Origin of the sequence: Mesorhizobium sp. M0306 (genome assembly GCF_040321655.1) — a bacterium.
In the GTDB taxonomy this organism is placed as follows: domain Bacteria; phylum Pseudomonadota; class Alphaproteobacteria; order Rhizobiales; family Rhizobiaceae; genus Mesorhizobium.
Genome location: NZ_JAMYRY010000016.1, coordinates 93,914 through 106,645, shown reverse-complemented (window position 1 = coordinate 106,645; position 12,732 = coordinate 93,914). Strand labels below are relative to the sequence as shown.

General features: G+C 62.8%; 12 protein-coding genes and 1 pseudogene. 5 read left to right on the top strand and 8 right to left on the bottom strand.

Going from position 1 to position 12,732, the window contains the following annotated elements; genetic code table 11:
* The first annotated feature begins 145 nt into the window (after nucleotides 1-145).
* A complete protein-coding gene (locus tag NKI95_RS21295; RefSeq protein ID WP_352719232.1) occupies nucleotides 146-1,111 on the top strand; it encodes an RgsD C-terminal domain-containing protein in 966 nt (321 codons plus the stop codon).
* 11 nt (nucleotides 1,112-1,122) lie between these two features.
* Here NKI95_RS21295 and NKI95_RS21290 read toward each other — a convergent pair.
* From NKI95_RS21290 to NKI95_RS21270, 5 genes and pseudogenes are all read right to left on the bottom strand, one after another.
* Nucleotides 1,123-2,072, bottom strand: a pseudogene (locus NKI95_RS21290) (lysophospholipid acyltransferase family protein).
* A gap of 84 nt (nucleotides 2,073-2,156) precedes the next feature.
* On the bottom strand, nucleotides 2,157-4,130 hold the full coding sequence (gene thrS / locus NKI95_RS21285) for a threonine--tRNA ligase (protein WP_352719231.1): 1,974 nt from the start codon (nucleotides 4,128-4,130) through the stop codon (nucleotides 2,157-2,159).
* Between the two features lie 166 nt (nucleotides 4,131-4,296).
* Nucleotides 4,297-5,112 (bottom strand): class D beta-lactamase, encoded by an 816-nt coding sequence (gene blaOXA, locus NKI95_RS21280; RefSeq protein ID WP_352719230.1) that lies wholly within the window; start codon nucleotides 5,110-5,112, stop codon nucleotides 4,297-4,299.
* Nucleotides 5,113-5,257: 145 nt separating this feature from the next.
* The gene (gene yidD, locus NKI95_RS21275; protein WP_502909224.1) at nucleotides 5,258-5,644 is read right to left on the bottom strand and encodes a membrane protein insertion efficiency factor YidD; all 387 of its coding nucleotides are present in this window, start codon (nucleotides 5,642-5,644) and stop codon (nucleotides 5,258-5,260) included.
* A gap of 66 nt (nucleotides 5,645-5,710) precedes the next feature.
* Entirely contained in the window at nucleotides 5,711-5,878 is a 168-nt protein-coding gene (locus NKI95_RS21270; protein ID WP_352719229.1) for a hypothetical protein, read from the bottom strand.
* 91 nt (nucleotides 5,879-5,969) lie between these two features.
* Here NKI95_RS21270 and NKI95_RS21265 point away from each other — a divergent pair, with 91 nt between their 5' ends.
* Nucleotides 5,970-6,884: a LysR substrate-binding domain-containing protein gene (locus tag NKI95_RS21265; RefSeq protein WP_352719228.1), complete on the top strand. Its 915-nt coding sequence runs from the start codon at nucleotides 5,970-5,972 to the stop codon at nucleotides 6,882-6,884.
* On the opposite strand, the gene NKI95_RS21260 is transcribed toward NKI95_RS21265, so the two are convergent.
* Nucleotides 6,881-7,327, bottom strand: coding sequence for an iron-sulfur cluster assembly scaffold protein (locus NKI95_RS21260; protein WP_023678879.1), 447 nt, complete (start codon nucleotides 7,325-7,327; stop codon nucleotides 6,881-6,883). The genes NKI95_RS21265 and NKI95_RS21260 overlap by 4 nt on opposite strands.
* A gap of 240 nt (nucleotides 7,328-7,567) precedes the next feature.
* Between NKI95_RS21260 and folE the strand changes: the two genes are divergently transcribed.
* The 3 genes from folE to NKI95_RS21245 all read left to right on the top strand — a co-directional run bounded on the left by folE (nucleotide 7,568) and on the right by NKI95_RS21245 (nucleotide 9,765).
* Nucleotides 7,568-8,203 (top strand): GTP cyclohydrolase I FolE, encoded by a 636-nt coding sequence (gene folE, locus NKI95_RS21255; RefSeq protein WP_352719227.1) that lies wholly within the window; start codon nucleotides 7,568-7,570, stop codon nucleotides 8,201-8,203.
* Between the two features lie 35 nt (nucleotides 8,204-8,238).
* Nucleotides 8,239-8,709, top strand: a complete 471-nt coding sequence (gene hisI / locus NKI95_RS21250) for a phosphoribosyl-AMP cyclohydrolase (protein WP_352719226.1) — start codon at nucleotides 8,239-8,241, stop codon at nucleotides 8,707-8,709.
* An 84-nt stretch (nucleotides 8,710-8,793) separates the two neighbouring features.
* Nucleotides 8,794-9,765 carry a patatin family protein gene (locus NKI95_RS21245; protein WP_352466977.1) on the top strand — a complete coding sequence of 324 codons (972 nt, stop codon included), beginning with the start codon at nucleotides 8,794-8,796 and terminating at the stop codon, nucleotides 9,763-9,765.
* A 20-nt stretch (nucleotides 9,766-9,785) separates the two neighbouring features.
* Here the strand turns inward: NKI95_RS21245 and recJ are convergent, their stop codons facing one another.
* Nucleotides 9,786-11,570, bottom strand: coding sequence for a single-stranded-DNA-specific exonuclease RecJ (recJ, locus tag NKI95_RS21240; RefSeq protein WP_352719225.1), 1,785 nt, complete (start codon nucleotides 11,568-11,570; stop codon nucleotides 9,786-9,788).
* Nucleotides 11,571-11,630: 60 nt separating this feature from the next.
* Nucleotides 11,631-12,614, bottom strand: a complete 984-nt coding sequence (gene glpX, locus NKI95_RS21235) for a class II fructose-bisphosphatase (RefSeq protein ID WP_352719224.1) — start codon at nucleotides 12,612-12,614, stop codon at nucleotides 11,631-11,633.
* Nucleotides 12,615-12,732 lie beyond the last annotated feature (118 nt).

The following is a 12,732-nucleotide window of genomic DNA, read 5'->3' as shown; positions in this document are numbered from 1 at the left end:
TCCTGGAATTTGAGCTGAAGCGCACCATCGGGACATCGGGCGGCTTGGGCATTGGCGCGGCGCGCCGGACAAACAGCCCTGCAGCAAAAGCCGACCGGACTCTTAAGCCTTGAAATTGCCACCGCCTTGGGCTTCAACGCAAGGCATGTTTGAGGGGACATTGCGTCTTTTCCTGGTATGGCTCGCTGTCGCGCTGTTGATGGTGCCGGTTTCGCTTGCCGTCGCCCAGGAAGTGGACGGCCTCGGCGATCTGAAACTTCCCGGAATTTCGGGCTATGCGCCTCCGAAAAGCGAGACATCGCTGGCGTTGGGGAGCAGCGGGGCAATCACGCTGTCGGCGCAATTGACCGACAAGGGCGCCGACATTACGCGCGGCATCGTCTGGCGCGTTTTCAAGCCCGAATCGGCCAGCGACGGCAAGCTGCCGATGGTCGCCTCGGCTCATGGCGGCACGGCCGTATTCCAGCTCGAGCCGGGTTCGTATCTGGTCCACGCCTCCTACGGACGGGCCGGCGCCACCAAGCGCATCACCGTCGGCAAGGAAGCCAAGCGCGAGAGCCTCGTGCTCGATGCAGGTGGCCTCAAGCTTGATGCCGTGCTGTCCGGCGGGGTACGCATACCGCCGAAGAAGCTGCGCTTCTCGATCTATGAGAGCCACGCCGCGGCCGATGGCGATCGCGCCCTGATCATACCCGATGTCGAGCCGAACAGCGTCGTGCGGCTCAATGCCGGCACCTATCATGTCGTGTCGACCTATGGTGCGGTGAACGCGGTCATCCGCTCCGACATCCGCGTCGAGGCCGGCAAGCTCACCGAAGCGACGGTCGAGCACCGTGCCGCCGAGATGACCATGAAGCTGGTGCGCGAACCGGGCGGCGAGGCGATCGCCGACACCTCCTGGTCGCTACTGAACGAATCCGGCGATCCGATCAAGGAAACCGTCGGCGCCTTTGCCTCGATGGTGCTGGCCGAGGGCGACTACACCATCATCGCCAAAAATCGCGACCGCATCTACCAGAAGGATTTTACGGTGGTGGCCGGGCACAATCAGGACATCGAAGTTCTGGCCACCGAGGCTTCCGCTATCGATTCCGAGGAAGGCGCCGACTAAGCCGCGCCCCTCTAGGCTGCTTTGCGCATGCGTCGCGCCAGCAACGGCACGCGGCCACGCGCCTCGACCGGCGCTAGGTCGAAGACGCCACGCTGAAGGCGGTCGAGCAAGGCCTTGCGGTCGCGCAGCGGCTCCAGTTGGTCCCACCCCAGCGCATCGCCCACGCGCACGTCGATCGATTTGCCGGATAGCCGCGCAAATTCGCAGATGAGCAACGATGTGCGCAGCGTCAGCGAGGCCTTGCCGACGAATTTCGCGACACGCCCGTCGCGCTCGGCCATGTTCATCGGCCCGCTGACCAGATGGAACAGCCGCCCGTTCTGCCCGGAAAAATGCATCGGGATGACCGATGCCTTGGCATCCTGAACGAGACGGGCCGGAAACATCTTCCACGGCAAATCGCGCGCCCGGCCAAATCCCTTCGGCGCGGTAGCCACGCGGCCGGCCGGGAAGACAACGATGGTGACGCCCTGCTTGAGCAGCTTCACTGCCTCATGACGCACTGCCATGTTGTTCTTCAGCGCGTCCTTGGTCTCGGAAAAGTCGATCGGCAGCGAATAGGCCTCCATCTCGCGGATCTTGAGCAGATCCTTGTGGATCATGACGCGGAACGGCCGGCCGAGTTGCTCCGCCAGCGACAGCACGGCAATACCGTCGCCGATGCCGAACGGATGGTTGGCAACGATCACCAGCGGTATATCCGGCAGGTTTGCCGGCGGCCATTGACCGGCGGTCCTCACCCGGACGTCGATCAGCTCCAGCATGTGGCTGAACACGCGCTCGCCGCTCGGCACCACGTGCCGGCGCCAGAAATCATCCAGAAATCATAGAGTGCCGCGAAACGATCGCGTTCCGATAGGCCTTCGACCGATTGGATGAACCAGCGCGTCAGCGCCGGCTGATGCGGACTGGCATAGGAGAGCTCTGGAAATGGTCTTTCGCGCATCTTCAGCTTGAGCATGGGGCTCGCTACATAATTGGCGTGACAGGCATATGAAAAATGGCGGTGGATCGCTCCACCGCCATTCGTTGCTGATTGGCTGGCTCACGCCGCGCGGCGCTTGCGGTCGGGTGTCACCGCCTCGTCGGCAAGCAGCTTTACGGCGGCTGCGAGGCCGAGCGATTTCTGGTCGCGCGACCCGAGACGGCGGACATTGACCGTTTCTTCCTCGGCCTCGCGCTTGCCACAAACAAGGATGACCGGGACCTTGGCAAGCGAATGCTCGCGGACCTTGTAGTTGATCTTCTCGTTGCGCAGGTCGGCTTCGGCGATCAGCCCGGCCGTCTTCAGCTGCGCAACGACCTTTCGCGCGTAATCGTCGGCATCGGAAGTGATCGTCGCCACCACCACCTGCAGCGGTGCGAACCAGAGCGGGAAATGGCCGGAATAATTCTCGATCAGGATGCCGAGAAAACGCTCCATCGAGCCGCAGATGGCGCGATGCACCATCACCGGCTGCTTCTTTTCCGAATCCGAGCCGATGTAGAAGGCGCCGAACCGTTCCGGCAGGTTGAAATCAACCTGCGTGGTGCCGCATTGCCAGTCGCGGCCGATGGCGTCCTTCAGCACATATTCGAACTTCGGCCCGTAGAACGTGCCCTCGCCCGGATTGACGCCCGTCTTGATCCGGTTGCCCGACCGCGCCGCGATCTTGTCGAGCACGTCCTGCAGCACGCCCTCAGCATGATCCCACATCGCGTCGGTGCCGACCCGTTTTTCGGGGCGGGTCGCCAGCTTGACGGTGATTTCGTCGAAGCCGAAATCGGCATAGGTCGACAGGATCAGGTCGTTGATCTTGATGCACTCGTCGGCGAGTTGTTCCTCGGTGCAGAAGATGTGGGCATCGTCCTGGGTAAAGCCGCGCACGCGCATCAGCCCGTGCAGCGCGCCGGACGGCTCATAGCGATGCACATTGCCGAATTCCGCAAGTTTTACCGGGAGATCGCGGTAGGACTTCAGCCCGTGCTTGAAGATTTGGACGTGGCCGGGGCAGTTCATCGGCTTCAGCGCAAACACCCGGTCGTCGTCGGTGTCGTCGCCAGCAACCGTCACCTTGAACATGTTGTCCCGGTACCAGCCCCAGTGGCCTGACGTCTCCCACAGGCTCTTGTCGAGCACCTGTGGTGCGTTGACTTCCTGATAGCCCTGCTCGTCGAGGCGGCGACGCATGTAATTGACCAGGTTCTGGAACATCCTCCAGCCCTTGGCATGCCAGAACACGACCCCGGGGCCCTCCTCCTGGAAGTGGAACAGGTCCATCTCGCGGCCGAGCTTCCTGTGGTCGCGCTTCTCGGCTTCCTCCAGCATCGTCTGATAGGCTTCGAGCTGCGCCTGATCGGCCCAGGCCGTGCCGTAGATGCGCGTCAGCATCGGATTGTTGCTATCGCCGCGCCAATAGGCGCCGGCGACCTTCATCAGCTTGAAGGCGTTGCCGATCTGGCCGGTCGAGGCCATATGCGGGCCGCGGCAAAGGTCGAACCAGTCGCCCTGTGCATAGATCTTGAGATCCTGATCCTCGGCGATGGCGTCGATCAGCTCGAGCTTGTAGCGTTCGCCCTTGTCGGCAAAGATCCTTTTCGCCTTCTCACGCGACCAGACCTCTTTGGTGAACGGCTTGTTGCGCGCAATGATCTCGCGCATCTTCTTCTCGATCACCGGGAAATCGTCGGGCGTGAACGGCTCGTTGCGGGCAAAATCGTAGTAGAATCCGTTCTCGATCACCGGTCCGATGGTCACTTGCGTTCCCGGCCAAAGTTCCTGCACGGCTTCGGCCAGCACATGCGCCGCATCGTGGCGGATGAGCTCCAGCGCGCGCGGGTCCTCACGAGTGATGATCTCGACTTTGCCCGATCTGCCGATCGGGTCGGAAAGGTCGCGCAGCGTGCCGTCGATCGAATAGGCAACGGCCTTCTTGGCCAGCGACTTCGAGATCGATTCCGCCAGGCCAGCGCCGGTCATCGCCGCGTCGTAATCGCGGACGGAGCCATCGGGAAATGTCAGGGAAACGGAATTCAGCATAAATTCTCCTATCCAGTCCCGCAAACGAGCGCGGGTGGTGAAATGCATGTCGCCCAAAACTGCCTAGCGGTTTTGGGGCTACGACATGCATCAGTAAGAGCCGGATGCGTCCGGCGGCGAGCGGTCTTTTATGGACAGTTTTCGGCGCCGTAAAGCCGGATGTAGGTCACCTGAGGAGATTCGGCAGCTCTTTCAGGAACATCGCCCGCGTCTTGAGCCCCTTTGGCGTGTCGGAACGTTTCGTATCGACTACCAGGCGGGCAAAGACGATCTTGCGGGTATCCGTCTGCGCCCAGCCGACAAACCAGCCAAGCGAGCGCTTGTCGGCGCTGTCGCCGAGCCTGGTCGTCCCGGTCTTGCCCTGCACCGTCCAGCCGCCTGCCCGGAAGGTCGGGACAATCGCGCTGGTCATCGCATGGGCCTTGTCCGACACCGGCAGTTTCCGCGCCAGCAGTTTACGCAGAAAATCGACCTGCTCGACCGGCGATATCTCGAGCGAAGAATTCACCCAGGAATGGGTGAGGCCGTCATTCTTGCCGGACGTGCCGGAGACGTCGGTGTTGCCATAGTCCAATCTGGACACATAGCCGGCAAACTGTTTGCTGCCGAGCCGGCGCGTAACCTCGCGTGAGAACCAAAGGACCGAATCCCTTTCCCAGATCGTCGGGTCGACGGTTTTGCGGTCCCGTTTCGGCGCGTTGAACTCCGCTTTGTACTCCCAGCTCGGCGTGTGCTGGTCACTCAGGATTCCGGCGTCATAGCCGATCAGCGCCAGCGGAACCTTGAATGTCGAGGCGGGACTGAAGCGCTGGTCGCAGGTCCCTTGCCGATACAGCGTCTCGCCACTTGCGGCGTCGACGATCAGCGTGCATTCGACGTCCCCGAGCGGCGCCGACTGCGCACGGATCGGAAACCCCAACAGCCACGCCAGGACATAGAGAACCACGGCGAAAACGAAGGGAAGACGATCTATCCGGCGCATTTGGTAATCTCTCCTGAAGGGTGTCAGGAGCGGCTTAGCGAGGCGTCTTGTCTCGATTTTGTCTCAAATGCGCGATGTCCTCGCAAGCTGCGGTTAACCCTACCAGATCGTAAAAGCGGTCCGGTTGAGCACTGAACAGTTGCGGTCAGCTGTCCAGGTCGCTACGTTTTTTCCCGATCCGCCAGTACTGCCATGGCGTGAACCAACGGTAACGATCAGCCAAGATCTCCGGCACGCGGTCGATGCCGTGCGTTCCGAACGGTCCGCAGCGCAGCACCCGGAAAAACCCCATCCAGCCGCCGGCCCACAGCCCGTGGCGGGCGATCGCTTCGTGCGCGTATTCGGAACAGGTCGGCAGATGCCGGCAGGAATTGCCGACGAAGCCGGACAGCGTCAGCTGGTAGAAGCGGACGAGCGACGTGCCGAGGAGGCGGCCCGGCGTCTTGCGCCATGGACCGGGCCAGTTGCGTCCTTGTCGAATCGGCCTGGCGCCGTGCGCATGCCGATGTTGGCCAACCACCGCAGTCTCCACATCGCGTTTTCCCTACGATAGATGTGCGCATCGGGCCAGGAACGCAATGGCGTTCCGGCAATCCCGTCATGGCTTGGTAAGGCGAACCGGGTAGCGGTCGGGCGTCGGCTTCCGACATACGGCGACGCTGGTCGGCGGCCTCTCCTCGCACCAATCCCTATGCGGTTTCTCGTCGTGCCATTGAAACGTCGCGATCCGCACGACATCGCCCAGAATGTTGAGAAACTGGATCATGGCAGCACTCCTTGAGCGCCGATTAGAGCGCCGCTGGCCTTGCTGTTCAAACGAGTATAACGTCCACGTCAGATAACTCTGAGTTATGCGAATGAAGCGCGGACACCTCCCACTGACGGCTCTCAGAAGCTTCGAAGCAGCCGGTCGTCACCTGAGCTTCATCCGTGCGGCCGAGGAGCTTTATGTTTCGCAGGCGGCGATCAGCCGCCAGATCCGCGAGCTCGAAGCCTTCCTGCGCCAACCTTTGTTCTTCCGCCATCATCGCCGCGTCGAGTTGACCGACACCGGCCGGCGGCTGCTCGACCAGTTGGTCAGAAGTTTCGAGGGCATCGACAGGCTGCTTTCGGAATTGACGGCGGCCCCGACGCAGTCCGTGGTCCGTGTCAGCGTCGAGCCGTCACTTGCATCCGTATGGCTGGTGCCGCGGCTCAACCGGTTTCGCGAGTTGCGACCCGATATCGACGTTTCTCTTGAGGTCGACCCGAGGTTGATAGAGTTCCGCAGCGATCAGCCCGAACTTGCTCTACGCTTCAGTGCGCACGCCACCTCATGGCCACGCAGCGAAGCCGAACAGCTTGCCTCGGTCGTCGATTCACCGGTTCTGTCGCCGGCGCTTCTTGCATCCGGCCCAGCTCTGGAAAAACCGATCGACCTTGGTCGCTATACATTGCTGCACGAAGAAAACCGTCAGGCTTGGGCGCGCTGGTTCGAAGCGGCCGGCGTGACGGCTGAAGCCGTGCCTGCGCGCGGCTCGATACTGGCGGATGCTTCGCTTTCCAAGCAGGCAGCCTTGCTTGGACATGGTGTCGCGCTGGGCGATCTTCTGCAGATCGGCGAAGAACTTGCGTCCGGCGCGCTGATCAAGCCTTTCGACATCGACGTCGCGTCGGGCGCCTATTGGCTGGTGGCCAGAAGACTGAATGACCTTTCCGAGCCGGCCAGGGCTTTTGCCGACTGGGTCCGGGCGGAATTCGCCGAAAGCCGGCGTTTCCTTGCCAAGGTCTAGGCCGCCTCTTCCGCCCGCTTTTTTTCGATCTGGCCGATGGCGTCGACCACTGCGTCGAAGGTCAGCATGGTCGAGGCGTGGCGCGCCTTGTAGTCGCGCACCGGTTCCAGGTATTTCAGGTCGGCGAAGCGGCCTTCGGGCGGCGGGCCATTTTCCTTCAGCATCTTCAGCATCGTCTCGCGCACGCTGCGCAATTCTTCGGCGCTGGCGCCGACGACATGCTGCGCCATGATCGAAGACGACGCCTGGCCAAGCGCACAGGCCTTCACGTCATGCGCGAAATCGCTGACGACGCCATCATCCATCTTCAGATCGACGGTCACCGTCGAGCCGCACAGCTTGGAATGTGCTCGTGCGGTTGCGTCGGGCCGGTCGAGCCGGCCGATCCGTGCGATGTTTCCGGCAAAACCCAGAATTTTCGCATTGTAGACATCGTCGATCATATTTTTCCAATCCGTCGCCGCCCAGCGAACAGCGATTGCCGCTCTGGCGTCTTCCTTTCGCTCGGTACGAACATATATAATGGCGGTAGTCGGGTATCGACAAGGCGACCACAAACCTCGTCATGCCCAATTCTGTTCACGCCACTTACGGGCTGGAAACCGGGCGAGTTTCTAACACCCGAAAGGTCGTGGTCCGTTCAACTCGTTCCTCCTGAGAGAGGAACTACGGGAGACGCCTTTATGGACGCCGTTATCAAGAAACTCATGCCGCGGTCTGCCTATATGGAAAAGCCGGTCACCGACCGGCCGAGCGAGGCCGAAGTCGAAGCCGCGGTGCGCACCTTGTTGCGCTGGACCGGCGACAATCCGGACCGCGAGGGCCTGATCGACACGCCGAAGCGCGTCACCAAGGCGTTCGGCGAAATGTTCAACGGCTATGATATGTGCCCAGCCGAGGAACTTGGCCGCACGTTCGAGGAAGTCGCTGGTTATGACGACCTCGTCCTCGTCAAGGACATATCCTTCCACTCGCATTGCGAGCATCACATGGTGCCGATCATCGGCAAGGCGCATGTCGGCTATCTGCCTGACGGCAAGGTTGTCGGCCTGTCCAAGATCGCCCGCGTCGTCGACATCTTCGCCCATCGCCTGCAGACCCAGGAAGCGATGACCGCGCAGATTGCCGGCGTCATCCAGGACGTACTCAATCCGCGCGGCGTGGCTGTTATGCTTGAGGCGGAGCATATGTGCATGGCCATGCGCGGCATCCGCAAGCAGGGCTCGACCACGCTGACCTCGACCTTCACCGGCGTCTTCAAGGACACACCCGAAGAGCAGGTCCGCTTCGTCACAATGGTGCGCGGCGGCAGGATCTGATCGGCCTGCCGGCTTCGCTAGATAAGGACCGGCGAATGTCGGCATTGGAATTCCCGAAAGCTCCAACAGACAAGAAGGCACTCGAGGAAGGCGCGGTCCTTTCACCGCGCTTCGATTCCGGGGGCCTCGTCACCGTCGTCGTCACCGATGCCGAAGACGGCATGCTGCTGATGGTCGCGCATATGAATGCCGAGGCGCTGGCGCTAACGCTCGAGACCGGCGTCGCGCACTACTGGTCGCGTTCGCGCAATGCGCTGTGGAAGAAGGGCGAGACCTCTGGCAATGTCCAGCAGGTCGTCGAGATACTCACGGATTGTGACCAGGACGCGATATGGTTGCGCGTCAAAGTGCAGGGTCACGAAGCAACTTGTCACACCGGCCGACGTTCATGCTTTTATCGGACGGTGGGGCTGAGCGATGGCAAAGGGACGCTTGCCAGCGACGGCAGCAAGCCGCTGTTCGATGCGGAAAAAACCTATCGAAAGCCCAATACACCATCAATATGAACCATTCGCAGCACTTCAGCCACGTATATTCATGATTTCGATACGGCCCGCCTGTAGGATGACCGTGGGACAAGGGAGATTGTGATGCTCGACTGGGCGTCATTGCGCAACAGACCTGACGTTCGGGAGGCCAATGGCCTCTCCTCGGCCGCGGGCGCATCCGAAACCAAATCCCCGGGCAAAACAGGGATTTCGCTGGCATTGGGTGGCGGCTGTGCGCGCGGCTGGGCGCATATCGGCGTGCTGCGCGCGCTTGACGAAGCCGGCATCGAAGTGTCGATGATCGCCGGCACCTCGATCGGCGCGCTGGTCGGCGGCTGCTATGTTGCCGGCAAGCTCGACGAGCTGGAAGAATTCGCGCGCAGCCTGACCAGGCGGCGCATTTTTGGTCTTCTCGACCTCAATCTACGCGGCAGCGGCCTGTTCGGTGGCATGAAGCTCGATGCGCGGCTGCGCGAGCACATAGCCGGCATCCGCTTCGAGGACCTGCCAAAACCATTCGTCTGCGTCGCTTCGGAAATCCGCACCGGCCATGAGATCTGGCTGTCGAGCGGCTCGTTGAGCACCGCCATGCGCGCCTCCTACGCGCTGCCCGGCGTGTTCGAGCCGGTCGCCTGCAATGGGCGTGTGCTGGTTGACGGCGCCCTGGTCAATCCGGTGCCGGTCTCGGTCTGCCGTGCCTACGAGCAGCCGCTCGTGGTTGCGGTGAACCTTCACTACGATCTGTTCGGCCGCGCCGCGGTGATCAAGCACAGTGCCGGCGAGCTGGTCATCGAGAAAGACGCGCCGCGGGCCGGCCACGCCGATCCCGAACGTCAGTCGCGCGAGACGCGGCTCGGCATTACCGGCGTCATGGTCGAAGCCTTCAACATCATCCAAGACCGCATCTCGCGCGCCAGGCTGGCCGGTGACCCGCCGGACATATCGCTGCAGCCGAAGCTCAGCCATATCGGCCTGACCGAATTCCACCGCGCCGACGAAGCGATCCGTATCGGCTACCAGGCAACGATGGCGCAGATCGGCGATCTGACCCGGCTGCAGACCGTCCTCGCTTAGGCAGAGCGGTCAGCGAGCTCTCAGGCAAGCGCCGCGTCGACGATACGAAATTGCACCGTGCGGTTGCCGTTCCAGTGGTTGCCCGACAGTGAGCCGGCTACATGCACCGGCTTGCCCCTGTTCTTGAACAGGAATTCGCCAAGAGCCGTGTCGACGGCGCGAAAGGCGATCGCCTGGATGCGGCCGCCGCTTTCCGACTGCAGTTCGGCGCGGATGTGGTTGCTGCCGACCGCCCGCGCATCGACAAGCCGGTGGCGCGGCAGCGCGAACACCGGCGCGACGTGCCCTGCGCCGAACGGCCCTGCCCTCTCAAGCGCATCGAGCAGCGCAAGCGTCGCGCCCTCGGCGGCAAGCGCGCCGTCGATCGCCAGGCTCTCCTCGCCTTGCAGGCGGAACACATCCACAGCCGCGCGCTCTTCGAAGAAAGCCCTGAGTTCGCCGAGCTTCGCCCGCTCGACAGTGATGCCGGCCGCCATTCCGTGGCCGCCGCCCTTGACGATCAGCCCAGCATCGGCAGCCTCGCGCACCAGCCGGCCGAGGTCGAAGCCCGACACCGAACGGCCTGACCCCGTACCGACACCATTGGCGTTGAAGGCGATGGCAAAGGCCGGCCGTCTTGCATGGTCCTTGAGCCGTGAGGCAAGCAGGCCGACAATGCCCGGATGCCAGTTGCTGCTGGCTGTGACCACGATGGCCGGACCATTGCCGCCGGCAAGCTCCGCGTCGGCCTCTGAGCGCGCCGCGGCCAGCATCTCCTGCTCCATGGATTGCCGCTCCTGGTTGAGCCGATCCAGCGTCTCGGCGATGGTGCGGGCTTCGACCGGGTCGTCGGTTGCAAGCAGGCGGCTGCCAAGTGCTGCGTCGCCGATGCGCCCGCCGGCGTTGATGCGCGGACCGATCAGAAAGGCCAGATGGAACGTGCTGATCGGCTCGCCTATACGCGAGACCCGCGCCAGCGCCGCCAGCCCTTCGTTTCTCTGCTGCCGCGCCACCTGCAGCCCCTTGACCACGAAGGCGCGGTTGACGCCGGTGAGCGGCACCACGTCGCAGACTGTGCCCAGCGCCACCAGGTCGAGCAGGGCAAGCAGGTCCGGCGGTGCGGCATCCGGCAAGCGGCTGCGGAGGATCTTCGCGGTCTGCACCAGGCAAAGGAAGACGACGCCGGCGGCACAAAGATGGCCCTGGCCGGAAAGGTCGTCCTCGCGATTTGGGTTGACGACCGCAGCCGCCCCCGGCAACGCCCCGCCGACCTGATGGTGATCGAGCACCACGACGTCGGCGCCGGCGGCCTTCGCCGCGTCGATGGAAGCAGCACTATTGGTGCCGCAATCGACGGTGACGATCAGCGTCGCGCCGCGCGAGACGAGTTCGCGCATCGCTTCCGGATTGGGGCCGTAACCCTCGAAGATGCGGTCCGGTATATAAATCTCCGACGGCACCGAGAAATGTGCGAGGAAGCGCTTGAGCAGCGCCGACGAGGCGGCGCCGTCGACATCGTAGTCGCCAAAGATCGCCACCTTTTCCCTGGCCATCACCGCCTGGGCGATGCGAGAGGCCGCCTTGTCCATGTCGGTCAGCGATGCCGGGTCGGGCAGCAGGTTGCGGATGGTCGGATCCAGAAACCGCTCGGTCTGCTCGGCGGTGACGCCGCGCCCGGCCAGCACGCGCGCCACGATATCGGGCACGCCATAACCTTGCGCGATGGCGAGCGCAGCCATGTCCTGGCGCTCGGTCAGCCGGTGTTCCCAGGAAACGCCGGTGGCCGATTGCCTGACATCGAGGAAAAAGCGTCTTTCCCCCGTCACGTGACGCGCCGTCTGCAATTTGTCATTGCGCACAATATGCAACGGCTGACTGAGTCGAAATCAAAACTTTTCCAGATCCTGGTGCCTGGCCTTGATCTCGCGCACGGTCCGCGATGACGAGCGCAGCACGATCGTATGCGTGGTGATGAAATTGCGGCCGAACTTGACGCCGGCCAGCATATTGCCGTCGGTCACGCCGGTCGCGGCAAACAGCACGTCGCCGCGTGCCATGTCTTGCGTGTGGTAGATCCGTTTGGGGTCGGAGATGCCCATCTTGGCGGCGCGCACCAGCTTTTCCGGCGTGTCGAGCATCAACCTGCCCTGCATCTGGCCACCGGTGCAGCGCAAGGCGGCAGCTGCGAGCACGCCTTCCGGCGCGCCTCCGGTGCCGAGATAGATGTCGATGCCGGTCTCGTCCGGGTCGGTGGTGTGGATGACCCCGGCGACATCACCGTCGCCGATCAGACGGATTGCGGCTCCGGTCGCCCGCACGGCTTCGATCAACGCGCCATGGCGTGGCCGGTCGAGAATACAGGCGGTGATCTCCGCCACCGGCACGCCCTTGGCCTTGGCCAGGCTGGCGATGTTTTCGGCCGGCGAGGCATCGATGTCGATGATGCCGTCGGCATAGCCCGGGCCGATCGCGATCTTGTCCATATAGACGTCCGGCGCGAACAAAAGGCTGCCTTTTTCGGCAATGGCAATAACGGCCAATGCGTTGGGCAGGTTCTTAGCGCAGATCGTCGTGCCTTCCAGCGGATCGAGCGCGATGTCGACAGCCGGGCCTTTTCGGGTACCGACCTCCTCGCCGATATAGAGCATCGGCGCCTCGTCGCGCTCGCCCTCGCCGATCACCACCGTGCCGTTGATGGCAAGACGGTTGAGCTCCTGCCGCATGGCATCGACCGCAACCTGGTCAGCGGCTTTCTCGTCGCCGCGTCCGCGCAATCTGGCGGCCGCGACCGCGGCGCGTTCGGTGACGCGCACCAATTCCATGGTCAGTATCCGGTCGAGGCCGGCGACAATGTTCTGGGCCACATTCATCGATGGACAATCCTCGTTGGCACTCGGCCTCCCGCCAGAGACGCGCTTCTTGTGTCAAAGCCCCGTGACAACAGCAAGACCTGCGCTGGACCTTTTTGAAAGCGCAGCAATATCAATC

Bases quoted from the DNA above. Each gene is read 5' to 3' on its own strand.
- NKI95_RS21295 (WP_352719232.1), top strand. From the start codon at position 146: ATGTTTGAGGGGACATTGCGTCTTTTCCTGGTATGGCTCGCTGTCGCG.
- thrS (WP_352719231.1), bottom strand. From the start codon at position 4,130: ATGCTGAATTCCGTTTCCCTGACATTTCCCGATGGCTCCGTCCGCGAT.
- blaOXA (WP_352719230.1), bottom strand. From the start codon at position 5,112: ATGCGCCGGATAGATCGTCTTCCCTTCGTTTTCGCCGTGGTTCTCTAT.
- NKI95_RS21270 (WP_352719229.1), bottom strand. From the start codon at position 5,878: ATGATCCAGTTTCTCAACATTCTGGGCGATGTCGTGCGGATCGCGACG.
- NKI95_RS21265 (WP_352719228.1), top strand. From the start codon at position 5,970: ATGAAGCGCGGACACCTCCCACTGACGGCTCTCAGAAGCTTCGAAGCA.
- NKI95_RS21260 (WP_023678879.1), bottom strand. From the start codon at position 7,327: ATGATCGACGATGTCTACAATGCGAAAATTCTGGGTTTTGCCGGAAAC.
- folE (WP_352719227.1), top strand. From the start codon at position 7,568: ATGGACGCCGTTATCAAGAAACTCATGCCGCGGTCTGCCTATATGGAA.
- hisI (WP_352719226.1), top strand. From the start codon at position 8,239: ATGTCGGCATTGGAATTCCCGAAAGCTCCAACAGACAAGAAGGCACTC.
- NKI95_RS21245 (WP_352466977.1), top strand. From the start codon at position 8,794: ATGCTCGACTGGGCGTCATTGCGCAACAGACCTGACGTTCGGGAGGCC.
- glpX (WP_352719224.1), bottom strand. From the start codon at position 12,614: ATGAATGTGGCCCAGAACATTGTCGCCGGCCTCGACCGGATACTGACC.